At 72.6% G+C, this 23,884-nt stretch carries 19 protein-coding genes; 5 read left to right on the forward strand and 14 right to left on the reverse strand.

Annotated elements, in window-relative coordinates; translation table 11 throughout:
- Nucleotides 1-6: 6 nt before the first annotated feature.
- Both ABD352_RS33665 and ABD352_RS33670 read right to left on the reverse strand, forming a co-directional pair.
- On the reverse strand, nt 7-1,776 hold the full coding sequence (locus ABD352_RS33665; protein ID WP_344616561.1) for a family 16 glycosylhydrolase: 1,770 nt from the start codon (nt 1,774-1,776) through the stop codon (nt 7-9).
- Between the two features lie 96 nt (nt 1,777-1,872).
- Complete coding sequence (locus ABD352_RS33670) at nt 1,873-4,296, reverse strand: adenylyl cyclase (protein WP_344616562.1); 2,424 nt, start codon at nt 4,294-4,296, stop codon at nt 1,873-1,875.
- Nucleotides 4,297-4,679: 383 nt separating this feature from the next.
- On the opposite strand from ABD352_RS33670, the gene ABD352_RS33675 reads away from it, so the two are divergent.
- Nucleotides 4,680-5,783: an ROK family transcriptional regulator gene (locus ABD352_RS33675; protein ID WP_344616563.1), complete on the forward strand. Its 1,104-nt coding sequence runs from the start codon at nt 4,680-4,682 to the stop codon at nt 5,781-5,783.
- Between the two features lie 18 nt (nt 5,784-5,801).
- Here the strand turns inward: ABD352_RS33675 and ABD352_RS33680 are convergent, their stop codons facing one another.
- Genes ABD352_RS33680 through ABD352_RS33700 form a run of 5 tightly spaced genes read right to left on the reverse strand, consistent with a single transcriptional unit; the run spans nt 5,802 to nt 9,837 of the window.
- Nucleotides 5,802-5,987: an exodeoxyribonuclease VII small subunit gene (locus ABD352_RS33680; RefSeq protein WP_344616564.1), complete on the reverse strand. Its 186-nt coding sequence runs from the start codon at nt 5,985-5,987 to the stop codon at nt 5,802-5,804.
- Entirely contained in the window at nt 5,984-6,742 is a 759-nt protein-coding gene (locus ABD352_RS33685; RefSeq protein WP_344616565.1) for a GNAT family N-acetyltransferase, read from the reverse strand. Before ABD352_RS33685 ends, ABD352_RS33680 begins: the two co-directional genes overlap by 4 nt.
- Entirely contained in the window at nt 6,743-7,963 is a 1,221-nt protein-coding gene (gene xseA / locus ABD352_RS33690; protein ID WP_425553749.1) for an exodeoxyribonuclease VII large subunit, read from the reverse strand.
- A gap of 9 nt (nt 7,964-7,972) precedes the next feature.
- On the reverse strand, nt 7,973-8,614 hold the full coding sequence (locus tag ABD352_RS33695) for a response regulator (RefSeq protein ID WP_344616567.1): 642 nt from the start codon (nt 8,612-8,614) through the stop codon (nt 7,973-7,975).
- Complete coding sequence (locus tag ABD352_RS33700) at nt 8,602-9,837, reverse strand: sensor histidine kinase (protein ID WP_344616568.1); 1,236 nt, start codon at nt 9,835-9,837, stop codon at nt 8,602-8,604. The genes ABD352_RS33695 and ABD352_RS33700 overlap by 13 nt, the downstream gene beginning before the upstream one ends.
- Nucleotides 9,838-9,948: 111 nt before the next feature.
- Between ABD352_RS33700 and ABD352_RS33705 the strand changes: the two genes are divergently transcribed.
- The 3 genes from ABD352_RS33705 to ABD352_RS33715 are packed head-to-tail and all read left to right on the forward strand — an operon-like array spanning nt 9,949 to nt 14,011.
- Entirely contained in the window at nt 9,949-10,698 is a 750-nt protein-coding gene (locus ABD352_RS33705; protein ID WP_344616569.1) for an ABC transporter ATP-binding protein, read from the forward strand.
- On the forward strand, nt 10,695-13,022 hold the full coding sequence (locus tag ABD352_RS33710) for an FtsX-like permease family protein (RefSeq protein WP_344616570.1): 2,328 nt from the start codon (nt 10,695-10,697) through the stop codon (nt 13,020-13,022). The genes ABD352_RS33705 and ABD352_RS33710 overlap by 4 nt, the downstream gene beginning before the upstream one ends.
- The gene (locus tag ABD352_RS33715) at nt 12,935-14,011 is read left to right on the forward strand and encodes a 4-hydroxy-3-methylbut-2-enyl diphosphate reductase (protein WP_344616571.1); all 1,077 of its coding nucleotides are present in this window, start codon (nt 12,935-12,937) and stop codon (nt 14,009-14,011) included. The genes ABD352_RS33710 and ABD352_RS33715 overlap by 88 nt, the downstream gene beginning before the upstream one ends.
- Nucleotides 14,012-15,246: 1,235 nt before the next feature.
- Here the strand turns inward: ABD352_RS33715 and glpX are convergent.
- Nucleotides 15,247-16,233: a class II fructose-bisphosphatase gene (glpX, locus tag ABD352_RS33720; protein ID WP_344616572.1), complete on the reverse strand. Its 987-nt coding sequence runs from the start codon at nt 16,231-16,233 to the stop codon at nt 15,247-15,249.
- A 94-nt stretch (nt 16,234-16,327) separates the two neighbouring features.
- Here glpX and ABD352_RS33725 point away from each other — a divergent pair, with 94 nt between their 5' ends.
- Nucleotides 16,328-16,858, forward strand: coding sequence for a DUF4245 domain-containing protein (locus ABD352_RS33725; RefSeq protein WP_344616573.1), 531 nt, complete (start codon nt 16,328-16,330; stop codon nt 16,856-16,858).
- On the opposite strand, the gene ABD352_RS33730 is transcribed toward ABD352_RS33725, so the two are convergent.
- From ABD352_RS33730 to ABD352_RS33755, 6 genes are all read right to left on the reverse strand, one after another.
- Nucleotides 16,848-18,332, reverse strand: a complete 1,485-nt coding sequence (locus tag ABD352_RS33730; protein ID WP_344616574.1) for an ATP-binding protein — start codon at nt 18,330-18,332, stop codon at nt 16,848-16,850. The genes ABD352_RS33725 and ABD352_RS33730 overlap by 11 nt on opposite strands.
- Nucleotides 18,329-18,742: a response regulator gene (locus ABD352_RS33735; protein ID WP_344616575.1), complete on the reverse strand. Its 414-nt coding sequence runs from the start codon at nt 18,740-18,742 to the stop codon at nt 18,329-18,331. The genes ABD352_RS33730 and ABD352_RS33735 overlap by 4 nt, the downstream gene beginning before the upstream one ends.
- Nucleotides 18,739-21,291, reverse strand: a complete 2,553-nt coding sequence (locus ABD352_RS33740; RefSeq protein ID WP_344616576.1) for a PAS domain S-box protein — start codon at nt 21,289-21,291, stop codon at nt 18,739-18,741. Before ABD352_RS33740 ends, ABD352_RS33735 begins: the two co-directional genes overlap by 4 nt.
- A gap of 64 nt (nt 21,292-21,355) precedes the next feature.
- Nucleotides 21,356-22,324 (reverse strand): NAD(P)/FAD-dependent oxidoreductase, encoded by a 969-nt coding sequence (locus ABD352_RS33745; RefSeq protein WP_344616577.1) that lies wholly within the window; start codon nt 22,322-22,324, stop codon nt 21,356-21,358.
- A 10-nt stretch (nt 22,325-22,334) separates the two neighbouring features.
- A complete protein-coding gene (locus ABD352_RS33750) occupies nt 22,335-22,982 on the reverse strand; it encodes a rhomboid family intramembrane serine protease (RefSeq protein ID WP_425553754.1) in 648 nt (215 codons plus the stop codon).
- A gap of 72 nt (nt 22,983-23,054) precedes the next feature.
- Nucleotides 23,055-23,762 (reverse strand): aggregation-promoting factor C-terminal-like domain-containing protein, encoded by a 708-nt coding sequence (locus ABD352_RS33755; RefSeq protein ID WP_344616579.1) that lies wholly within the window; start codon nt 23,760-23,762, stop codon nt 23,055-23,057.
- Nucleotides 23,763-23,884: the final 122 nt, after the last annotated feature.

A 23,884-nucleotide genomic window follows, 5' to 3' on the forward strand; every position in this document is an offset into this window, starting at 1 on the left:
GGTCTGTCAGCTCAATGCGGTCAGAGTCAATGTCGTGGTGTAGGTGCCAGGTACGGTATCGACCGGCACGCGTAGGTCAAGACCGGCGCCGAGGGTGGCCGTCCCTGCGGCGTGTCCGGTAGGCGCGGAGCCGAGGACGGAAGGTTCGGCCAGGCCATTACCCACGTCGATGCCCGCGGGCACCGCGTCGCCCGCGGTCGCCGCACCGGACAGGACGGCCGGGGTCCAGCCGAGGTACTTGCCGGACAGGCCACCCGTGAAGTCGCCGACCTGGCCGGACACCGACCACGCCGGACCACCCGCACGGGTGTCGGACACCTTGACCGGCTTCAACGCGCCGGTCGACTGCAGGTAGGACCCCTTGTTCACCGCGTCCGACAGCACCACCGCGTGGTCGCCGGCGTCGATGGTCCAGGAGAACTCACCCGGTGGGGCCGGGACCGTCGCCGTGACGGTCTGCGCCGGCCCGTCGCCGCCGGGTGGTGTCTGCGACTGGTACACGCGGACGTAGTCCACAGCCATCTGCGCCGGGAACGGCGTCGTGGCGTCGGGGTTGCCGGGGAAGTCGCCGCCCACAGCCAGGTTGAGGATCACGTAGAACGGGTGGTCGTAGACCCACGGCCCGCGGGTCGCCTGGACGTCCGCCTTGTTCACGGTGAACACCGGCCGGCCGTCGAGAGAGAAGCGGATCCGGCTGCGATCCCAGTCCGCCGTCCAGGTGTGGAAGTCGCCGGACAGTTTCGCGCCGCCGGGCTGCGTGTACTTCTGACCGATGCCGTTGCCGCCGAAGTACTGCGGGCCGTGGATGGTCGAATACGCCTCGGCCGTGTTGCGCCCGAGGACCTCCATCATGTCGACCTCGCCGTCGTAGGGCCAGCCGGTGCCGGTGAAGTAGTTGGTGCCCATCATCCAGAACGCCGGCCACATGCCGTTGCCGTCGGGCACCTTGATGCGTGCCTCGACCCGCCCGTACTGGAAGGCGAACTTGCCGTAGGTGTTGAGCCGGGCCGAGGTGTAGTGCATCCCGCCCCGGTCCTCCTTGCGGGCTTCGAACACGGCGTGGCCCTGGCCGTCCATGGCGATGTTCTCGTTGTCGGTGTAGTACTGCAGCTCGTGGTTCTGCCCGGTGCCGGTCTCGACCGTCCACTTCGCCGGGTCGGGTCGCGAGCCCGCCGGGCCGTCGAACTCGTCACTCCAGACCAGGTTCAGCCGCGTGAAGTCGGGGTCCGGTGCCTGGTTGGGCGGCGCCACCGGGTCGCCGCCGGTGCCGTAGATGTTGACGTCGTAGAGCGAGTAGCCGTACTGGCCCGCGCGCTTGGTCAGCTCGAGCCGCACGTACCGGCCCTGGCCGGTGACGCTCAGGTCCTCGTGGAAGCCGTGACCGGTCGTGGTCGCGTAGATGGTGTGCCAGCTCGAGGCGTCGTCGGAGACCTGCACGTCGTAGCCGGTCGCGTACGCGGACTCCCACTGCAGTTCGACCCGGGTGATGCTCGCCGGTGCGCCGAGGTCGACCTGGACCCAGCCCGGGTCCACCCAGCCGGTGGTCGGGCTGGCCGCCCACCGTGTCCCGGAGTCGGCGTCGAAGAGCTTGTCCGGGGTACAGCGGACGCACTGCCCGTCGTCCTGACTGCTGGAGGCGGAGCCCGGCTTGGCGTACGACAGCAGTTGAGCCCCCGGCGGTGCCCCCTGAGCGACCTGGCCGGACGGCACGATGACCGTGCACATCAGCGCCAGGGCCGCGGACAGCACGACCTTGCGCGCCAGCATCGAAGCCATTTGCGATGGGTCCCTTCAGGCAGGGTGGGGCGAAACCGGTGCGACTCCCGGCGACGTGACGTCGGAGGGGGTACGGGAGTCGCACCGGCTGATCGGTCAGCTCAGCGCGGTCAGCGTGAGCGTCGTGGTGTACGTGCCTGGCGCGGTGTCGACCGGCACTCGCAGGTCCAGACCGGACCCGAGCGTCGCCGTGCCCTTGGCATGCCCGTCAGGTGCGGAGCCGAGGGTCGAGGCGGCGGTCAGCCCGTTGCCGGCATCGATGCCCGGCGCAACCGCGCCGCCGGCCACCGCGCCCGCTCCGGGGGCGAGCACCATCGGCGTCCAGCCGAGGTACTTGCCGGACAGGCCGCCCGTGAAGTCGCCGACCTGGCCGGACACCGACCACGCCGGACCACCCGCACGGGTGTCGGACACCTTGACCGGCTTCAATTGGCCGGTCGACTGCAGGTAGGAACCCATGTTCGCCGCATCGGACAGCACCACCGCGTGGTCGGTGGCGTCGATGGTCCAGGAGAACTCGCCCGGCGCCTCAGGCACCGTCGCGGTGATCGTCTGCTGGTTGTCGCCGCCGGTGGCCGGCGGTTCAGGGGTGCCCGCCGGCGGGTAGGACCGCAGATACTTGCTGGCTGCCGCGTCGTTGCCCTGCAGCGCCGCACCGCCGGCATCGTTGATCACGTTGTTGATGCCGCCGCTGCCATTGAGGAACCGAGCCATGGCGTCGTGGAACTGCACCGTGCTCCACTTCGGTGCCTCGATCGCCGAGTCGACGCGGATGTCCACTCCCTGGCTGAAGTAGGAGTAGACGCCCAGGCCGTAGGCCTGGTGGCTGGTCACGTTGTCCGAGACCTTGTACGACGCGTAGCCGTTCTTGGTCCCGTTCTTGTAGGCGGCCTGGCTCGGCGGGTCGTACGGCGTCTCGCTCTGATAGAAGATCGTTGTACCGCCGTTGCCGTTCCACACCACCTGGTTCTGCTGGTAGTGCTCGACGAACAGACCGGTGGCCGTCACGTTGTCGCCGTTGACGACCAGACCGTGGTTGGCGGTGTTGGACGCCCAGCCGGCGCCCGCGCCGTGGTCCGCGCGCCAGGACCAGATGTCGTCCAGGAGCACGTTGTCGGAGTTGACCTGAATCGCCGTGTCGACGCTGCCGGGGTGCGGCCCGCCGATCCGGACGAACACGTCCGACAAGGTGGTCGGGTCGGCGGCGTTGGAGTGGCTGGCGTTCGCCGGGCCGACCTGCACCAGGACCGGGGATGTGACAGCGCCCGCGTCGACCGTGATGCCGGCGAGCTTCACGCCCACCACGTCACCGACGGTGATGGCCGCGTTTCCGTTGGTCGGAGACAGCGTCGCCATGCCCAGGCCGAGGACGACCGTGTCCGCACGCGTGACGTTGATCGCCTGGTCGAGGCTGTAGACACCAGGCGTGAGGAGCAGGTTCTTGCCCGCCTGGAGCTGCGCGTTGATCGTCGCCGCCGAGTCCGCCGGCTTCGCGATGTAGAACGTGCCGATCGGCATCGACGTGCCGGTCTCGGCACCCGTCTGCCAGCCGGCGCCGGACGTGTTGGTCCGGGCGTCGGGCACATAGACCGCGTACCCGTCGGTCGCGTTCCAGGTCAGGAACGGGGCCCCACGGGAGATCGGCGTAGCGCCCAGCGTGGTGAACTTGTTGTGCGCCGTGTCGTTCGACGGGCTGTCCGGGAAGTCCTGCGCGGGCGCGCCTTGAACGCCCGAGAAGACCATGTTCCAGACGCCGCCGTTCCAGGTGCCGATCCCGCTGTCACGGGTGTACCACTGCTGCTGCGAGCCGGAGAGGACCTGCCCGGACACCTTCGAGTCGGCCAGGAAACCACCACTGGCGTACTCGCCGTAGCGGCCCATGAGCGTCAGGTTGCCCTGGATGTCGACCCGGCGCAGCGGCGCCGCCTGCGAGACCGCCCAGCGCAGCTGGTGCGGGTCGGCGCCGGCCGGGTCGATGCCCGGGGCGCCCGGGTTGATCGGCCGCTGGATCGGGTTGATCGCGAGGTTGCTCATCGACCGCCAGAACTGGGTGAGCGAACCCGGCGACTGGTGGTTCCACGGGTCCGTCTCCGCTCCGTGGACCGCGTCGACGTGCAGCGCACCGTTGATCACGACGGCGTCCGGAGACGCGCCCAGACCGCCGACCGTCTCGTAGTAGCCCACCGTGCCCAGGACGATCCCGGTCGCGGTGGCCGGGTTGGCCGCCCCGGCGGCTGACCCGTAGGTGCCCGGCTTGAAGAAGATCGCGTGCCGGGCGGTGCTGAACTCGGATTCTCCCGATGCGGCCGCGAGGGCCGCGTTGATCGCGTCGACCGACATCGTCGGGTCGAGAATCGTGACGTTCGGACCGAAGTCCGGGTCGGCGGGGGCCGCGGCGGCCGGCAACGCCGCGAGGGTGGAGCCGGCGGCCGCGAGCGCGATCGCGGCGAGCCCTGCGGCCGGGACCCGCCAGGTACCCGGCCTCGCGCGGGTGACGGGCGGACGTGGATGGTGAACCACTTGCGTCTCCCTTGAGAGCGCTCTCTTGACTGCAGGCTCCACACGGCCGCGAGAGCTCGGACAAACGATGACTTCGCGGCACTGGCACGTTTGGGGGAACGGCAGGAGCCCAGGTGTCGCGGCGTTGACGGTAGGACCACATTTCGTCCACCGGCAGGACGAAATGATCAACGGCAGCGATGGCAGTGGTGTTTGCGCGTGTTTCCCACGGTTGGTTGCAAATGGCGTCGCACACCATTCGACCGACCGGGCGAATCAGACGTGCGGCCCCTTGCATTCAACCCTTGGCCAAGGTCAAACTCGTTGCGGGAGGCTTAATTCACGCCGCGATAAAAGGCGGTCGGGTGCGCTGCCACGCGCCTGGGCACGGCAAGGAGCGCGATTTGCAGTCCACGACCCGGCGAACCGTCCTGGAACTGGTGCACCGCGGCCGGGCCAGCACCCGCCGCGACCTGTCCCGAATCATCGGCCTGTCGCGCAGCGCAGTCGCACAAACCGTCGCCGAATTGGTCGCCGAGGGACTCCTCACCGAGCACACCGCCGACCGCGAGGAGCGGCGCGGCCGGCCATCGACAAAGCTACGCCTGGTACGGCACCGCGGCTGGGTCGGCGCCATCGACCTCGGCCACCGCCACGTCGCGGTGTCGGTCGGCGACATGCACCACAACGTCATCGATGAGCAGCGAGTTCCGCGGCGGGTCGACCAGGGTGCGCGGGAAGCGCTCTCACAGGCGCACACGATGCTCACCGACGCCCTGGACCGTCACGGGGTGCACCGCGGCGACCTGCGGGCGGTCGGGGTCACCGTGCCGTTTCCGGTGATCGGGCACACCGTGCGGCCGATCGGCAACGTCCCCGGCTGGGACGGGGCCCGGCCGAGCGAACTGCTCGGCCTGCCCAGCGCGACCGCGGTGATCGTCGACAACAGCTCGGACCTCGGCGCCTGGGGCGAGTTCATCGAGGCCGGCGCACCGGAGGTGCGCAGCTTGATCTACGTCAGCGCCGGCGACGGGGTCGGCGGCGGCCTGGTCATCAACGGGCAGATCTTCTCCGGCACGCACGGCATCAGCGGGGAGATCGGCCACGTGCGGGTGCCCGGCTGCCGGCTGCGCTGCCGGTGCGGCCGCACCGGCTGCCTGGACGCGTTGGTCAGCGCGGCGAGCACGGGCAACGCCCGCAGCATGCGCACCGCCGGAGAGGCGATCGGCATGGTCCTGGCACAGATCGCGAGCTTCGTCGACCCCGACCTCGTCGTGCTCGGCGGGTCGTTGGGCAGCTCCAACCCCGAGTTCGTCCGCAGCGCCAGCGACGCCTACGGCAGCCACGAGCTGTCCCGCCGGGCCACGTTCACAGCCGCGCGGCTCGGGGCACGCTCGGCGCTGTGGGGCGCATTCGACCGGGCCACCCAGGAGGCGTGGGCGGTCGCCTGCCTGCCCAGCCCCGACCCGCACCGGCAATGGGTGCGGACCGCCGCGCTGCACGCCTGACGACACAGGTCGAAGGGGCTAGGCCTCCGGCGGGCTCAGCCGGGCGCGGGCCGCGTCCAGCCAGCGCTGGCAGATCGCGGCCAGCTCCTCGCCGCGCTCCCACAGGGCCAGCGACTGCTCCAGCGTGGAGCCGCCGGACTCCAGCCGCTCGACCACGGTGGCGAGCTCGGCCCGGGCCTCTTCGTACGTCATCGAGTCGGTCATGCGGTCCCCTCGTACGACAGGAACAGGACAGAGTCGGTGCGGCGGTAGCCCACGCGCGCGTAGACCCGCTCCTGGGGCTCGCCCGCCGGGGTCAGGTAGACAAGCGTCGCCCCGGCCGCGAACGCCGCCCTCGTCAGGTGCAGCGTGATCGCCCCGCCGAGGCCCCGCCGCTCGTACTTCGGCCGCACCCCGATCCCCGCCACCTCGGAGATCCCGTCGCGCACGGCGACCGCGACGCCGCCGCCGGCCACCTCACCCGAGGCGAGGTCGCGGGCCATCACCTGGATCTGGCCCTGGGCGGCCTTGGCCCGGGTGGCCGCCACGTGCTGCGGCCCCGGCGGCGGCTCGCCGAAGGCCTCGTGCTGGGCCGTCAGCAGCGCCGCGGTGTCGGCCTCGGTCTGCGGCGCGACCAGCTCGAACCCGGCCGGCAGCGGCGCGTCGCGGTCCTCGCCGGGCGGGCACTGCATGAGCGGCAGCCGTTCGGCGACGGCGAACCCGGCGGCCAGCAGCGCCGGCTCGACGGCCGGGGCGAGGCCCGGCAGGTACTCCAGCCGCGGCGCCCGCCCGCGGGAGGTGAACGCCTCGACCAGCGCGGCGACGTCGGCCGGCGTCGGCTCGGCGCCCGGGTCGGGGATGGCGTAGTTGAGGTACACGTTGGGATCGTGCCCGGTGATGGTCACCGTGAACGGCCCCGCGTGCACGACCTCGCGGCCGCTCGACGCGCTGGCCAGCATGTACTCCTGCAAGCGGGACATCTATTCCTCCACGATCGCGGTGAGCTCGCCCTCGGCGAGGCGGATGCGCAGCCGGTCCTGGCCGGACACCTCGGCCGGGTTGCGCACCACGGCCCCGTCCGCGCGCTGCACGATCGCGTAGCCGCGCTGGAGCGTGGCCGACGGCGACAGGGTGCGCAGGCGGGCGAGCGTGTGCTCGAGCTCGGTGCCGGCCCGGTCGAGCCGGTGCCGGAGATTGCGGGCGGCCCGGTCGCGCAGCGCGGCCACGTCGGCCTCCCGCTGCTCGACCATCGTCAGGGGGCGGGCCACGGACGGGCGGGAGCGCAGCGCGTCGAGCCGGTGCTGCTCCCGGTCGAGCAGGCCGCGCAGGGCCCGGTCGAGGCGCTGCTTGGCGTGGGCGATCAGGCGCAGCTCGTCGCCCAGGTCGGGCACCACCCGCTTGGCCGCGTCGGTCGGGGTGGAGGCGCGCACGTCGGCGACGAAGTCGACCAGCGGCACGTCGGTCTCGTGCCCGACGGCCGACACGACCGGCGTGCGGCAGGCGAACACCGCCCGGCACAGCGCCTCGTCGGAGAAGGGCAGCAGGTCCTCGACCGATCCGCCGCCCCGGGCCAGCACGATGACGTCGACCGTCTCGTCGCGGTCCAGCACCGCGAGAGCGTCGATGATCTGCGGTACCGCGGAAGGACCTTGCACCGCCACGTTGATCACCCGGAAGTCCACGGAAGGCCACCGCCGCCGCGCGTTCATGAGCACGTCGCGCTCCGCGGCGCTGGCCCGGCCGGTGACCAGCCCGATGCGGCGCGGCAGGAACGGCAGGCGCCGCTTGCGCTCCCGGGCGAACAGCCCCTCGGCCTGCAGCAGCTTCTTGAGCTGCTCCAGGCGGGCCAGCAGCTCACCCAGCCCGACCTGGCGGATCTCGTCGGCCCGCAGGCTCAGCGACCCGCGGGCGGCGTAGAACTCCGGCCGCGCGTGCACCACGATCCGGGCCCCGTCGGTGAGCTGGGGCGCGCCGAGGTCGAGCACGTCGCGGTTGGTGGTCACGCTGAGGCTGAGGTCGGCCGACGGATCGCGCAGCGTGATGAAGACCGTGTTGGTGCCGGGCCGCCGCACGATCTGGGTGACCTGCCCGTCGATCCAGATCCAGCCCAGCCGCCCGATCCACTGCCCGATCTTCTGGCTGACCACGCGAACCGGCCATGGCTTGTCGCTCGTCGACTTGTCGCCCCCGAGGTCGGTCACCATGACACCCTAGCCACGCAGGTAGGCCAGCACCGCGCGCACCCGCCGGTGCACGTCGTCGTCGGGTGGCAGGTCTAGCTTGGCCAGCAGCCCGTTGATGTGCTTGGCCACCGCCGCCTCGCTCACCACCAGGGCGCGGGCGATCGCCGCATTGGAGCGGCCCTCGGCCATCAGGGCGAGCACCTCGCGCTCCCGCGGGGTGAGCCGGGCGAGTGGGTCGCGGCGGCGGCCGAGCAGCTGGGCCACCACGTCCGGGTCGACGACGGTGTGGCCGGCGGCGACCCGCGCGACCGCGTCGGCGAAGTCGGCCACGTCGCCGATGCGGTCCTTGAGCAGGTAGCCGACGCCCGCCCGGCGGCCCGACTCGAGCAGCTCGGCGGCGTAGGTCTGCTCGATGTACTGGCTGAGCACCAGCACCGGCAGCACGGGGTCCTCGGCCCGCAGCGCGATCGCGGCCTGCAGCCCCTCGTCGCTGAAGCCGGGCGGCATCCGCACGTCGGTCACGACCAGGTCGGGCCGGTGCTCGCGCACGGCTGCCACGAGCGCGGGCGCGTCGCCGACGGCGGCGACCACCTCGTGCCCGAAGCGGCCCAGCAGTCCGGCGATGCCCTCCCGGATCAGCACCCCGTCTTCCGCGATCACGACCCGCAAGGCAGCTCCACGTGGACCACCGTAGGCCCACCGGCCGGACTGGCCAGCGCCACGGTCCCGCCCGCGGCGGCCACCCGGTCGGCGAGGCCGGACAGGCCGGTGCCGCGGGCCGGGTCGGCGCCGCCCCGGCCGTCGTCGCGCACCTGCACCGTGAGCCTGCCGCTGCCGAGCGAGGCGACCACCCGGGCGCGGGTCGCGCCGCTGTGCTTGGCCACGTTGGCCAGCGCCTCGACGACCACGAAGTACGCGCACGCCTCGACCGCGCCGGGCAGCCGGGTCGGCAGTGCCGCGTCGACGTCGACCGGCAGCGGGGCCCGGTCGGCAGCCTCGCGCAGGGCGGCGTGCAGCCCGCGGTCGGCGAGGATCTTCGGGTGTACGCCGCGGATGAGCTCCCGCAGCTCCGCGAGCGCCTCCTTGGCCAGGTCGTGGGCGCGGGCCACCGGCTCGGCCCCCGGCGCGCCCGGGGGCAGCTCCAGGCGGGCCAGGCCGAGCTGCATCGACAGGGCCAGGAGCCGCTGCTGGGCGCCGTCGTGCAGGTCGCGCTCGATGCGCCGGCGCTCCACCTCGAACGCGTCGACCAGCCGGGCCCGCGACCGGGCCACCTCGGTCAGCCGCGGGTCGGACTCCATCCGCGGGCCGAGCACCGCGAGGGTGATCGCCGCGCGGGCGGCCGCCCAGGCGCTGAGCGGGTAGAGCAACACGATCCCGAGGGCCACGCCGAACACCGAGCCGGTGAGGACCAGCGACGCCGGGGAGTCGTGGATGTACAGCGGCCCGCACACCAGCGCCGAGACGCCCCACGCCCACAGCGCCACCACAACGCCGTCGAGCCAGCACAGGGCGGTCGTCATGAGCATCGTGTAGCCCAGCTCGCGCCAGGTGGCCGGCTCGGCCAGCCGGGTCGTCACCCAGGCCCGCAGCCCGGGCCGCTCGGGCGCCCGGTGCGGATCGGTGAGCCGCACGTCGTCGACCATCCGCAGCCTGCGCCGCTCGACGCGGGCCACCACGACGCCGGACAGCGCGGCGGCGACGAACCCGGCCAGCCCGATGACAACCAGGCTCAGCGCGGCGCCGGCGAGCAGGAGGGCGAGCAGGGCCGCGCCGGCGACCATGCCGACCAGGCCGCCCGTGGTCAGGTAGGCCAGCGACCGCCACGGCCACCACGAGGTCAGGAACTTGCCGGGTGGCAGCCGCAGCGCCTCCGTGACGGATCGGGGCTGCATGCTGCGACGGTACCGGCGGGGCGGGGCCGGGCGCGGTAGTGCTGGCGTTACCCGCAAGCCTCACCGCCGCGCGACTGTGCCAACGCCCTCGGGCCGGTTCGATCGGAAAGCGTGACGACGACACTGCAGACGCACCAGGCGGTCGAACTCTGGTCAGTGACCCGCCGCTACGGCTCAGGCGAGCACGCGGTCACCGCCCTCGACGAGGTCTCCGTGCGGTTCTCCCCGGCGAGCTTCACCGCGGTCATGGGCCCGTCCGGCTCCGGCAAGTCGACCCTGCTGCACTGCGCGGCCGGGCTCGACCGGGTCGACGGCGGCCGGGTCCTCATCGACGGCGTGGACCTCACCCCGCTGAGCGAGAAGGCGCTGACCCGGCTGCGGCGCGACCGGGTCGGCTTCGTGTTCCAGTCCTTCAACCTGGTCGCCGCGCTCAGCGCCGAGCAGAACGTGGAGCTGCCGCTGCGCCTGGCCGGCCGGCGGGCCGCGCCCGGGCAGGTCCGCGCGGTGCTGGCCGAGGTCGGGCTGGCCGATCGGGCCCGGCACCGTCCGGTGGAGCTCTCCGGCGGCCAGCAGCAGCGGGTGGCGATCGCCCGCGCCCTGGTCAGCGAGCCCGCGGTGCTCTTCGCCGACGAGCCGACCGGTGCCCTGGACAACGCCGCCTCGCGGGAGGTGCTGCGGCTGCTGCGCACCGCGGTCGACCGGCACGCGCAGACGGTGGTCATGGTGACCCACGACCCGCTGGCCGCCGCGCACGCCGACCGGGTGCTGTTCCTCGCCGACGGCCGCATCGTCGACGAGCTGCGCGAGCCCTCCGGCGCCGAGCAGATCGCGGCCCGCATGGCCCGGTTGGAGTCCCGATGAGCCTTTCGATGCTGCGGTACCGCTGGGGCTCCTTCCTCGGCACCTTCGTCGCGCTGCTCGTGGGCGTGGCGGTCGTGGCCGGCAGCCTGTCGCTGTGGGCCTCGGCGCGGCCCCGCGTGCCGGACGAGCTCTCGGGGGCGGGGGTGGTCGTCGCCGCGCCGCGGTACGACCCGCCGAACGGGGGCTACCCGACCTACCGCCCGTGGTCGGCCGAGGAGGTCGACGGGCTGGTCGCGAGGCTCGCCGACGTGCCCGGGGTGGCCGCGGCGGTACCGGACCGGCCCTTCTACGTGCAGCGGCTGGTGGACGGGCGGCCCGCCGGGGACGCCACCGACTCCCTGCACGCCGGGCGCGGGTGGGCGTCGGCCGGGCTCAGGACGTACACCTTCGGAAGCGGAAAGGCGCCGGAGAAGCCCGGCGAGGTCGTGGTCGACGCCGCCCTCGGGCTGCCGGTGGGCGCGGCGCTGCCCGTGCTCACCGCGGCCGGGCCGGCGACGTGGACCGTGACCGGCACGATCGACCGGCCGGGGTACTACGTCGACGACGCCACCGCGCGCGGGCTGGCCGGCGGGGTGAAGTACATCGGCCTGCGCCTGGACCCGGGCACCCGCCCGGACGACGTGGCGGCCCGGCTGCCCGTCCTGCTCGGCGGCCTCGGCACCGCGCTCACCGGCGACGCGCGGGCCGCGGCCGAGCCCGAGGGCGACCGGAGCACCCGCTGGATCGGCGCCCAGCTGATCATCGCGACCGTGCTCGTCGGCGCCTTCGTGGCGATCTTCGTGGTCGCCTCCACCTGCGCGTTCTCCGCCGCCCAGCGCCGCCGCGAGCTGGCCCTGCTGCGCGCGGTCGGTGCCACGCCGGGCCAGGTCCGCCGGATGCTGCTGGCCGAGGTCGCGCTGGTCGCACTCGGCGCCGGCGTCCCGGGCGCGCTGCTCGGCGCGGCGCTGGCCCCGCTGCTGGCCGGCCCGTTCGTGGCCGTGGGCCTGGAGCCGACCGGCTTCCGGGTGGGCTTCACCTGGTGGGCGCCGCTGACCGCGCTGGCCGTGGGGCTGGTCGTGGGCGCGCTCGGGGTGTGGCTCTCGGCCCGGCGGGCCTCGCGGGTGCGGCCCCTGGACGCGCTGCGGGTCGCCGCCGCCGAGCCGCGCCCGATGACGCTGTCGCGGTGGGTGGCCGGGTCCGCGCTGCTGCTCTGCGGTGCCGGCCTGGCGCTGCTCCTGCCCGGCTCCAGCGCCGAGCAGAAGCCCACCCTCGTGCTGGGTTCCGCGATGGTACTGCTGGTAGCCGCGGCCCTGCTGGCCCCCGTCGTCGTGGTGCCGGTCGTGCGGGTGGTCACCTGGCCGGCCCGGCGGGGCCCGACCGGCCTGCTGCTGCGCGAGGGGGCGCGGGTCTCCGCCCGCCGGGTGGCCTCGACCGCCGCGCCCGTGCTGGCCGCGGTCGGCTTCGCGGTGCTGCTCGTCGGCACCTTCCAGACCGCGGACGGGGCGGTCGGCGTCGAGGACACGGCCAAGATCCCGGAGTCGGCGGTGGCCGCACGGTCCGCGAACGCGCCCGGCCTGTCCGAGACCGCGGTCCGTGCCCAGCCCGGCCGGTCGGAGCTGGTCAGCACCGTGTACCTGGCCTCCGGCGAGCCGGTCGACGCCATCGGCACGGACGTTCCCGGCCTGGTCGCCCCGCCCTCGCTGGGCCGGACGGCCGGCCAGTCGGTGCCGCTGCGCTTCGCGGACGGTTCGGTGCTGCCGGTCACCGTCGCGGCCGTCTCCGAGGGTCCCGTGAAGTTGCCGCGGGACCTGCTGCGCGCCCACGACCCGGCCGCGCTCACGGACGTCGTCTACCTCTCCGGCGACTTCGTGCCGGCGCCCGGCGCCGAACGGATGACGGCCCGCGCGTACGTCGAGCGCAAGGCCGCCGAGGAGGGCGACCTCATCGACCTGTTCCTGGCCGTGCTGCTGGGCATCTCCGTCGGGTACACCGCGCTGGCCGTGGCCAACACGCTGCTCATGGCCACGCACGCGCGGCGGCCGGAGTTCCTGACCCTGCACCGGGCCGGCGCCACCCGCGCCCAGGCCGCCCGGGTCGTGGTGAGCGAGGCGCTGCTCAGCGTGCTCGTCGGCGCGCTGCTCGGCCTGGCCGTGGCGGTCCCCGCACTCTTCGAGGCCCGGGCCGGCCTCCAGGACGAGATCGGCGCCCCTGTGACGCTGGTCATGCCGTGGTTCACCCTGGCGGCGATCGTGAGCGTATGCGGCATATTGGCGGCACTGGGCTCCGTCCTGCCGCTCCTGCGGGCGGGGAAGGGGGCGCTGTGGGCACGTACCATGGCGGGGTGACTGCTTCGAAGCGCGTTCTGCTCGCCAAACCCCGCGGCTACTGCGCCGGTGTGGACCGTGCGGTTCAGACCGTGGAAGAGGCGCTGAAGCTGTACGGCGCGCCGATCTACGTGCGCAAGGAGATCGTCCACAACAAGCACGTGGTCAGCACCCTGCAGGCCAAGGGCGCGATCTTCGTCGAGGAGAACGCCGAGGTCCCCGAGGGCGCGATCGTGGTCTTCTCCGCGCACGGCGTCGCCCCGGAGGTCCACGAGCAGGCCAAGGGCCGCAACCTGCGCGCGATCGACGCGACCTGCCCCCTGGTCACGAAGGTCCACCAGGAGGCCCGCCGCTTCGCCGCCGACGACTACGACATCCTCCTCATCGGCCACGAGGGCCACGAGGAGGTCATCGGCACGACGGGCGAGGCCCCGGCGCACATCCAGCTGGTCGACGGCCCGGACGGCGTGGACAAGGTGACGGTCCGCGACCCCTCCAAGGTGGTCTGGCTGTCGCAGACGACGCTCTCGGTCGACGAGACCCTGGAGACGGTGGCCCGGCTGAAGCGCCGCCTGCCGCTGCTCATGTCCCCGCCGAGCGACGACATCTGCTACGCCACCTCCAACCGCCAGGACGCGGTGAAGGCCATGGCCCCGAACTGCGACCTGGTCCTGGTGGTCGGCTCGCAGAACTCCTCCAACTCCCAGCGCCTGCGCGAAGTCGCCGTCGACGCCGGCGCCTCGGCCGGCTACCTGATCGACTACGCCTCCGAGATCCAGGACTCCTGGCTCGAGGGCGCGACGACGGTCGGCGTGACCTCGGGCGCCTCGGTGCCGGACGAGCTGGTGATGGAGGTCCTGGACTTCCTGGCGGCCCGCGACTTCACCGACGTGGCAGAGGTCACCACGGCGCAGGAGAAGCTGGTTTTCTCGCTGCCGCAGGAGCTGAAGCGCGACATGAAGGCCCAGGCCACGGCCCGGGCGGCCGAGGTCGCCAAGACCCTGAGCTGACCACCGCTCCCTCCGCTCGCGGCGCGGGCGCGGCGTGCTCTTCTGCCGCGCCGCACCGCGAGCGCCTGAGCACTGTGTCTCCCTAGGCGCTTGAGCGCCCCTTCTGCTCTGGCGGGCGCTTGAGCACTCCTTCTGCTCTGCCGGGCGCTTGAGCACTTCCTCCGTTCCACGGGCGCTCGGCGACTCCCCGCTGCTGCGCGGGCATTCTTGCTCGACTCTTTCTGCAGCGCGGGGACGCGGCCCAGCGACCGCCCTCGGCGTCCGGCAAGGAGCACCGATCAGCACAGAGCCCGCTTTCGAACCTGCCGCCGCCTGAGCACGCCCGCAAACTAGCAGCGATACGCGTTGTCGAAACGTCCGGGAATCGACGGGGGCGGCCCATTGGGATAGCAGTTGCTTCGGCAAGCTTGCAGAAAATGGCGTGGCATTGTCGAACGACGACGGCAATGCGCCCGCCCAACATTTCTGGTCACCATTGCGCGGGTTGCCGCACGAGCGGGCCTGCGCGGTAATGGTGCGGGTGCGCCACGACGCTTCGAGTCAGGGCCAGGCTGCGTGGCGCCGTCCGTCTCATGCGGCGCGGGATGTTCGACCTGCTCAGGAACCACAGCCGGGGGCGGCACCGGTTCGCGGACCGCGTCGTCCTGTTGGTCGGCGACCGGTGGCGGGGCATCACCGCGCACGCGCCGCAGCCGCTCCGCGTGCCGCCTGGCCAAGCCCCAAGCACGATGCCGCTCATGTTCCCGCCGGAACTGCTCCTTCGCCGGACAATAACGACGCGACCTCGTCCGATCCCGCATGGCAGCCAATTCGCCCCTGGTGAACAATTGCAGCTGCCCCATGCATCCAATTGTCCCAGCGCCCGGCCGAAATCACCGCCCCGAACAACAACGCACATTCGCAAATGGCGCACACTCCTGCGCGCTTGTCGGATGGGGAACGCACCCGGCCATCACAAAGAGAAACGACGTACCGCCAGGGCGGACAATTCAGGCACGGCCGAGTTGGTTTGCGCCATTCGGAATCCACCTCGATCAGGCCGCGGCGGCCATCACCGACCCGGGCGGGCGGGCCAGCGCTAGAAGAAGCCGACCAGCGAGTAGGCGCGCACGGTGGTCAGGCACGGCCGAGTTGGTTTGAGACGCTCGGAATCCACCTCGCTCGGGCCGCGGCGGCCCTCACCGGCCCGGGGTTCCCGAGTGGTGGAAGGCCGCCGCCGTGCGCGTGGGCCAGTGCTAGGAGAAGTCGACAAGTGAGTAGGCGCGCAGCTTCTCCAGCCGGTGGAAGGAGTCGATCCAGCGGATCGTGCCCGAGCGCGACCGCATCACGATGGACTGCGTATAGGCGCCGCCCGAGCGGTAGCGCACGCCCTTGAGCAGGTCGCCGCTGGTCACGCCGGTCGCGCAGAAGAACATGTTGTCGCCGCTCACCAGGTCGTCCGTGCTCAGGACGCGGGACAGGTCGTGGCCCGCGGCCAGGGCCTTCTCGCGCTCCGCCTCGTCGCGCGGCCACAGCTTCGCCTGGATGGCGCCGCCCATGCACTTCAGGGCGACCGCGGCGATGATGCCCTCCGGGGTGCCGCCGATGCCCATGAGCACGTCGGTCTCGCTGTTGTCGCGGGCCGCGCTGATGGCGCCGGCGATGTCGCCGTCGGAGATGAAGCGGATGCGGGCTCCCGTCTGGCGCACCTCGTGGACGAGGTCCTCGTGGCGGGGGCGGTCAAGGATGCAGACGGTCAGCTCGGAGACGCTCGAGCGCTTCACCTTGGCGATGCGGCGCAGGTTCTCCTCCACGCCGGCCTCGATGTCGATCACGTCGGCGCAGTCCGGGCCGACCGCCAGTTTCTGCATGTAGAAGACGGCCGACGGGTCGAACATCGCCCCTCGCTCGGCCACCGCGAGCACGGCCAGGGCATTGGGCATGCCCTTGCTCATCAGCGTGGTTCCGTCCACGGGGTCGACCGCCACGTCGACCTCGGGGCCGGTGCCGTCGCCCACGCTCTCGCCGTTGTACAGCATCGGGGCGTTGTCCTTCTCGCCCTCGCCGATCACCACCGTGCCGCGCATCGGCAGGGAGTTGATCAGCAGGCGCATCGCGTCCACGGCTGCGCCGTCGCCGCCGTTCTTGTCGCCCCGCCCGACCCAGCGGCCGGCGGTCAGGGCCGCCGCCTCCGTGACCCGGACCAGGTCCAGGGCCAGGTTCCGGTCCATCTCACCACTCATCGTTTGTGCACTCCTCGCGCGTCGTTGCGTGGGTGTGTTTTCTGCGACCAATCCTGACAGGCATCGAGGGCGCGGCGCCTGTCAAGATGGGACCGTGGCAACTGCGACACAGCAATCACCCCGCGAGACGAGGTCGCGGCGCCCGCGCGACATGGCGCTGTCGATGTTGGTCCTGATCGTGCCGGTGTTCCTGGTGGTCGGGCTCTACCGCTTCCTCGGGCACGAGACGCCGCCGCCGCTGGACACCGCCGAGGTCTACGGGTCGGTGCAGCGCGCCGGGCAGTTCGAGGCCCTCAAGCCGGAGCAGCTGCCGAGCGGCTGGCGGATCGTCTCGATCACCTACACCGACGGCGTGCTGCGCATCGGGGTCACCGCGCCCGGTGACGGCGCCATGCAGGTGGCCGAGAGCGCCAAGCCGAAGGCCGAGCTGGTGCCGGCCATCCTCGGCAAGGACTCCCAGGCCGCCGGCGACGTGACGGTCAACGGCTCGCAGTGGGAGCGCTGGACCCCCGGCCGCCCTGGCGAGCGCGCGATCCTGCAGACGACCGGCACACGCACGGTGATCGTCTTCGGCCAGGGCAAGGCCGAGCAGCTGAGCCAGCTGGCCGGGAGCCTCAAGGCGTAGGCAGTCCGAAGCCCACGGTGGTACCGCTGCCCTCGATCGACTCGAGGGCGATCCAGCCGCCGTGGGCCTCGACGATGGCCTTGGAGATGGCCAGCCCCAGGCCGCTGCCCTTGACCGCGCGCTTCTGAGCGTCCGCGGCACGGAAGAAGCGGTTGAAGATCATCCCCTGCTCGTTGTCGGGGATGCCCACGCCCGTGTCGCGGACCCACAGCACGACCTCGCCGTCGCGCCCCCGGCCGGTGACGGTCACGGTGCCGCCCTTCGGGTCGGAGAACTTCACGGCGTTGTCCAGCAGGTTGAGCACGACCCGCTCCAGCTGCTCGCCGTCGCCCTGCACGACCGGGATGTGGTCGTCGACGTCGAGGGTGAGCTGCAGGCCGGCCGCCTCGATCGCCGGGCGGATCGCCTCGCAGGCGGCGTCGACGAGCTGCCGGATGCGCACCGGACCCAGCGCGAGGGTCAGCGTGCCCGACTCGATGCGGGAGAACGTGAGCAGGTCCTCGATGAGGTCGAGGAGCCGCCGGCCGTTGCGGTCGATGATGCCGACGATCCGGCGCTCGGTCGGGCCGAGGCCGGTGGCATCGCTGTCGGCCAGGATCTCGGTGTACCCCCGGATGCTCGTCAGCGGCGTGCGCAGCTCGTGCGACACCGTGGCCACGAACTCGCTCTTGAGCCGGTCGAGCTCCTGCAGCTCGCCGTTGGTCCGGGCGAGCTTCTCGGCCTGCCGCTGCAGCGCCTCCTCGGCCCGGCGGCGGTCCGTGACGTCGGCGAACTGGTGCACGACGCTGGACGCCCCGCCGCCGATGAGCGAGGCCGAGTACTGGCCCCACACCATCCCCCCGTCGGGCCGGCACAGCCGCAGCTCCTTGGTGACCTTGCCGGTCTCCCCCGCCACCAGCCGTTCGAGCCGCTCCGCGACCAGCGCCCGGTCGTCGTCGCAGATCATGTCGAGCAGGGAGCCGGCCCGCGTCAGGCCCGTCATCCGGGAGAGCTCCTGGTTGACCTGCAGCACCCGGCCCGCCAGGTCGGTGACGGCCATGCCGACCGGCGCGTGGTCGAAGGCGGCCCGGAAGGTGAGCTCGGCCCGGCGGCGGTCGGCCAGCAGGCGCCGCTGCGACAGCGCGTGCTCGATCGCCGGCCCGAGCCGGCCGAGCCGGTCCTTGAGCAGGTAGTCCACGGCGCCGTGGCGCAGCGCCTCGACGCAGGCCTCCTCGTCGAGCGCGCCGCTGACCACGATGACCGGGATCTCGTGCTCGCCCACGCGCAGCAGCTCGAGCGCCTCCAGCGCGTTGAACTGCGGCAGGGAGTAGTCGGCCAGGATGACGTCGGGCGGGCCGCCGGGGGCGTCCAGCGCGGCCCGGAAGTCCTCCCGCCCCTCGACCCACAGGAACTCGGGCGCGACGCCGGTCCGCCGCAGCTCGAAGGCGAGCAGCTCGGCGTCGTCGGAGTTGTCCTCCAGCAGCAGGATCTTCATGAGGGCGTGTCGGTGAGGTTGAGGCCCAGCCAGTACACGCCGATGTTGTTGACTGCGGCCATGAACTGCTCCATGTCGACGGGTTTGACGATGTAGCTGTTGGCGCCCAGCTCGTAGCAGGCGTGCAGGTCCCGGTCGAGGGCCGACGAGGTGAGCATGACGACGGGGATGTGCCGGGTCCGCCGGTCGGCCTTCACCCGGCGCAGCACGTCGATGCCGTCGACCAGCGGCAGCTTGATGTCCAGCAGCACCACCTGGGGCGGCTCGGCACCGGGGGCGAGCAGGTACTCGAGCGCCTCCGCGCCGTCCCGGGCCACGTCGACCGTGGTGGCGAGGCTGCCCCGCGCGAAGGCGAGCCGGGCCAGCTCCAGGTCGTCCGGGTTGTCCTCGACGAGCAGTACCCGGTTCATCGCACCGCCTCCAGCTCGGCCACGTCGGCGGTGCGGGCGAAGAGCGGCAGGGTGAAGTAGAAGGTGGCGCCCTCCCCCGGCACCGCGTCCGCCCAGATCTGGCCGCCGTGCCGGTGCACGATGCGATGGGCGAGCGCGAGGCCGATGCCGGTGCCCTCGTAGTCCTCGACGCGGTGCAGCCGCTGGAAGACCTTGAAGAGCTTGTCCGCGTACCGCATGTCGAACCCAGCCCCGTTGTCCCTGACGAAGTAGGTCGCCTCGCCGCCGGCCGTCACCCTGTGCCCGACCTCGACGCGGGCCGGCCGGGCCTCGCGGGTGTACTTGACGGCGTTGCCCAGCAGGTTGGCCACCACGTGCCGGATCAGCCGCGGGTCCCCCAGCGCGTCCGGCAGCTCGCCGACGACCAGCTCGACCGCCCGGTCGCCCCGCTCGACCGCCAGCTCCTCCCACACCTCGGCGACGAGGTGGTCGAGCTGGACCCGGCGGCTGGCCATCTCCTGCCGCTGCAGCCGGGAGAAGGCCAGCAGCCCGTCGATGAGCTCGCCCATCTGCTGCGCGCCGGCCCGGGTCCGCCCGACGTAGCGGCGGCCCTGCCCGTCCAGCGCCGCGTCGTAGTCCAGGGCGAGCATCTTGGCGAAGCCGTCGACCGCACGCAGCGGGGCCCGCAGGTCGTGCGAGACGCTGTACGAGAACGACTCCAGCTCGGCGTTGGCCTCGCGCAGGTCGGCGGTGCGCTCGGCGACCCGCCGCTCCAGGTCCGCGTTGAGCCGCTCGATGACCCGCTCGGCCTGCTTGCGGGCGGTCATGTCCTGGGTCACCATGACGAACCCGCGGGGCGAGCCGTCGGGGTGGCGCACGGCGGTCAGCAGCCCGTGGGCCCAGAAGCGGGTGCCGTTGCGCCGCAGCCGGGGCCCGTCGATCTCGGCCCGGCCCGTCTCGCGCGCCCGGGCCAGGATCTGCTCGTCCGTGCCTGCGGCGCGGTCCTCGGGCGTGAAGAAGATCGAGTCGGGCCGGCCGATGACCTCTTCGCTGCTGTACCCCTTGAGCCGCTCGGCGTTCACCGACCAGCTCACGATGAGCCCGCCGGGGTCGAGCATGTAGATGGCGTAGTCCCGGGCCCCGTCGAGCAGGATCTGCAGCAGCTCCTCGGACGAGCGCAGCTTCTCCTCGGCCGCGTGCCGGTCGGTGATGTCCCGCATGACCGCCACCGCCCCGGGCTCCCCCTCCTTGGTGAGGGTCCGCAGCCGCACCTCCATCCGCCGATCGCCCATGAGGCACTCGACGTACGTCTCCGGCCCGCCCTCGCCGACGTGCCGCGACCGGTACGGGGTCACCCCGTCGGCCTCGCGCATGTCGAGCAGCTCGGGCCACTCCGAGGTGGGCCGCTCGGACGCCTCCGGCCCGAGGATGGCCCGGGCGGTCGGGTTGAGCCAGGCCGCCCGGCCGTCGCCGTCGATGACCGCGACGCCGTCGGCGATGGTGTCCATGACGGCGCCGAGCAGCGCCGCCTGCTGCCGCGCGGTGGCCCCGGCGACCCGCAGCTCGGCGGTGGCCACGGCGACCCGCTCCTCGGCCCGGCGCCGGGAGGTGGCCAGCGTGTACACCAGCAGCGCGGTCACCAGGGTCAGCGCCGCGCCGCCGAAGAACATCCCGTCGTCGAGGTGGCCGTCGGCGCCGACCAGGGCGCCCTCGTCGGTGGCCACCCGCAGCCGCCACTGCCGGTCGCCGACCTGCACCTCGACGCTGCGGCGCAGGTCGGGGTCGCTCGGGTCGCTCCGGTGGATGCCGGCGATCATGCGCAGCTCGGTGCCGGCGTAGGCGGCCAGGCTCACGTCGAGCAGCTCCGGGGCCGGCTGCAGCATGGTGTCGCCGAAGAAGTCCTGCACCCGGACGGTCAGCTGGAGGAACCCGCGCACCGCGCCGCTGGACCGGTCGCGCACCCGCTGGGCCAGCGTCACGGTCTGGGGCTGCTCCCCGGCCGGGCGGTCCGCGTCGCTCAGCTGCACGTACGGCTCCGAGGTCGACGGCAGCCCGGTGTCGGCGGCCCGCTCGATCGCCGAGCCGACCTGCGGGATGGCGGCGACGTCCCGGCCGGCGCCGGGCCCGGACGGCGAGCGGCTGTCGAGGTGGCGGGTGAGCACCGTGAAGTAGTGCTCGGTGACCCCCGCGGTGGGTGCCAGCGTCAGGCCCGTCGCGCCGAGCTTGCGCCAGGCGGCCTGGGTGGCGGCGACCTCGACGTCGGGCACCGCGACGACGTAGTCGGCCGCGCTGGCGCCGGGCAGCCACAGCCGGCCCAGCGGCTGGGTGGCGGTGCCGAAGGCGGCCGCGTCCAGGGTGGGCAGGGCCTCGAGGGCGCCGGCGGCCAGCTGCAGCGCGTCGACGTAGCGCTGGGCGGCCGAGGCGACGGCGTCCTGGGCCGCCGCGGTGCGCCGGTCCAGGGCCTGGGCGGCGCCGTCGCGCTCGACGCGGTGCATCAGCAGCCCCGCGCCGCCGGACACCAGCATGCCCAGGAGTACCACGCCGAGGACCTGGAGACGGACGCCTGCCACGCCTGGTCCATCGGCGGCGGGCGAGGGTTTCTGAGAAGTTGCCGCCCGGGTTCGGGCTGGGCGCTCAGCCGTTGTCGGAGGAGTGTCCGGGGAACAGGTGAGCGGCCGGGTCGATGATCACGGCGGCGTTGTTGACGGCGGTGGCCGCCTCGCCGAAGCCCACGGCGATGAGGCGGACCTTGCCGGGGTACTCGCTGATGTCCCCGGCCGCGAAGACCCTCGGCAGGTTGGTCGCGGTGGTGGTGTCCACGCGGATGTGCCGCTTGTCGAGCTCGAGGCCCCACTCGGCGAGCGGCCCGAGGTCGGCGGTGAAGCCGAGCGCGGCCACCACCGTGTCGGCCGGCAGCATGCGCACCTCCCCGCCGCGCACGGCCACCTCGACCGCCGAGACGCGCGTGTCGCCGTGCAGCTTGGCCACCTCGGCGTTCACGATGACCTCGACCGGGAGGGCCTGCACCCGGGCGACGGTCGAGGCGTGCGCGCGGAACTTGTCGCGCCGGTGCACGAGCGTGACCGACCGGGCGACCGGCTGCAGGGCCAGCGCCCAGTCGAAGGCGGAGTCGCCGCCGCCGACGATGACGACGTCGTGCCCGGCGAGGTCGGCCAGGTGCGGTACGAAGAACACCAGCCCTTCCCCGGCGAACCCGTCGGCGGCCGGCAGCGGCCGGGCGGTGAAGCTGCCCAGGCCGCCGGTGATGAGCACCGCGCCGCAGTGCAGCGAACGCCCGTCGGACAGCGCCAGCACCGGCCGCTCATCCACATAGGACAGGCCCTCGGCCCGGACCCCCAGCGCGTACTCCGGCGCGAACTGGGCGGCCTGCTCGACGAGGTTGGCCACCAGGTCGCGGCCGCGGATGCCGGGGAAGCCGGCCACGTCGAAGATCATTTTTTCCGGGTACATCGCCGTGACCTGCCCGCCGGGCTCGGGCAGCGCGTCGATGACCGCGGTCGACAGGCCCCGGAAGCCCGCGTAGTAGGCAGCGAACAGTCCGGCCGGTCCCGCACCGACGATGGCGAGGTCGACTTCCCGCATGGGGCGAACGCTACGGCAGGTCCGGGTCGAGGGCCAGAGGATCCGCGTGCTCGACCGGGCGGGGACGGCGCCGGCGGAACAGGATCGCGGCGACCAGGCCGCCGATGAACCCGAACAAGTGGCCCTGCCACGAGACGTCCGGGTCGTTGGGCAGCACGCCGACGATCTGCCAGCCGTAGAGGAGCCCGACCAGCAGGCCGACGGCGATGTGCCACCAGCTGCGGCTGATCACGCCGCGCATGAGGATGACGCCGAGGTACCCGAAGATCACCCCGCTCGCGCCGACCGTGAGACCGTCGCCGAGGAACCACACGCCGACGCCCGACACGATGGCGATGAACGCGGTGGTGAGCCAGAACCGGGCGCCGCCGTCGGCCAGCACGAAGGTGCCGAGCAGGATCAGCGGGATGCTGTTGGCCAGCACGTGCTCGAAGCTGGCGTGCAGGAACGGGGCGAAGACGATGCCGTCGAGCCCGTCGATGCGGTGCGGGTCGATGCCGCCGTCGCGGGAGAGCCGGTTGTGCGTGAGCCGGTCGAGGAGCTCGATGAGGAACAGGACCGGGACGAAGGCGCACATTGCCACGAACGCGCGCCCGATGGAGGCGTAGAACGCCTCGGTGCCGAAGCGGGTCGGGTCGGACCGCTGATCAGAGTCGATCGCCACGACCAATGTGGTAACAGGTTCGCACCGCCGCCGCCATACGGCGACGGTGCGAACTGTCGGTCAGCTTTAGTACCAGCCGGTCGACTGGCTGTGCGACCAGGCGCCACAGGGCGTCTTGTACTTGCCCTTGATGTAGTTCAGGCCCCAGCGGATCTGCGTCTCGGGGTTGGTCTTCCAGTCGGCGCCGACCGTGGCCATCTTGCTGCCGGGGAGGGCCTGGGGAATGCCGTACGCGCCGCTGCTCTTGTTCGCCGCGGACGCGTTCCAGTGGCTCTCCCGGTCCCAGAGCTTCTCCAGGCACGGCATCTGGTCGAGGCCGAAGCCGTAGCCCACGAGCACCGCACAGCCGATCTTCTTGTTGCCGGAGTAGACGTTGCAGGAGCTCGGCACCGGGTACTTCGGCGCCGAGTTGGTGGGCGGCGGGGCCGAGGTGCGCTGGTTGGCCCGGCTCGCGGCCTCCTCGGCCTTGCGGCGGGCCTCGTCGTCGGCCGCCTTGGCCTGCGCCGAAGCGTCGGAGGCGGCGTCCTTGGCCTTGGCCAGGGCATCGGCCTCATCGAGAGTAAAGGGAGAGCGCGAGACCGACGGCGTCGCGGACGACGACGAGAAGGGCATCGCAGCGGCGTCAACGGAGACCGGAGTCCTGGACGCGTCGTGCTGGGTCTGTCGGTTGGCGATCACGAGCCCGCCCACGAGCCCCGCGAGAAGAACCGCGAGTGCGGAGATAGCCCGGATTTTGCCGACCCGGTGCCACAGCCGGATCACGTAGTCATCCATTCGTCGGGGACAGGGACTGGCGGCTCGGAGAACGGGCGGGGCGTGCCCGCCCGTTCCCCTTACGCACCGTGAGCGCCTGATGCCGACTTCGCTGGCGTCACGCGCTCGGAACTCACCATCGC

Origin of the sequence: Dactylosporangium salmoneum, from assembly GCF_039532525.1 — a bacterium.
Classification (GTDB): Bacteria; Actinomycetota; Actinomycetes; order Mycobacteriales; family Micromonosporaceae; genus Dactylosporangium; species Dactylosporangium salmoneum.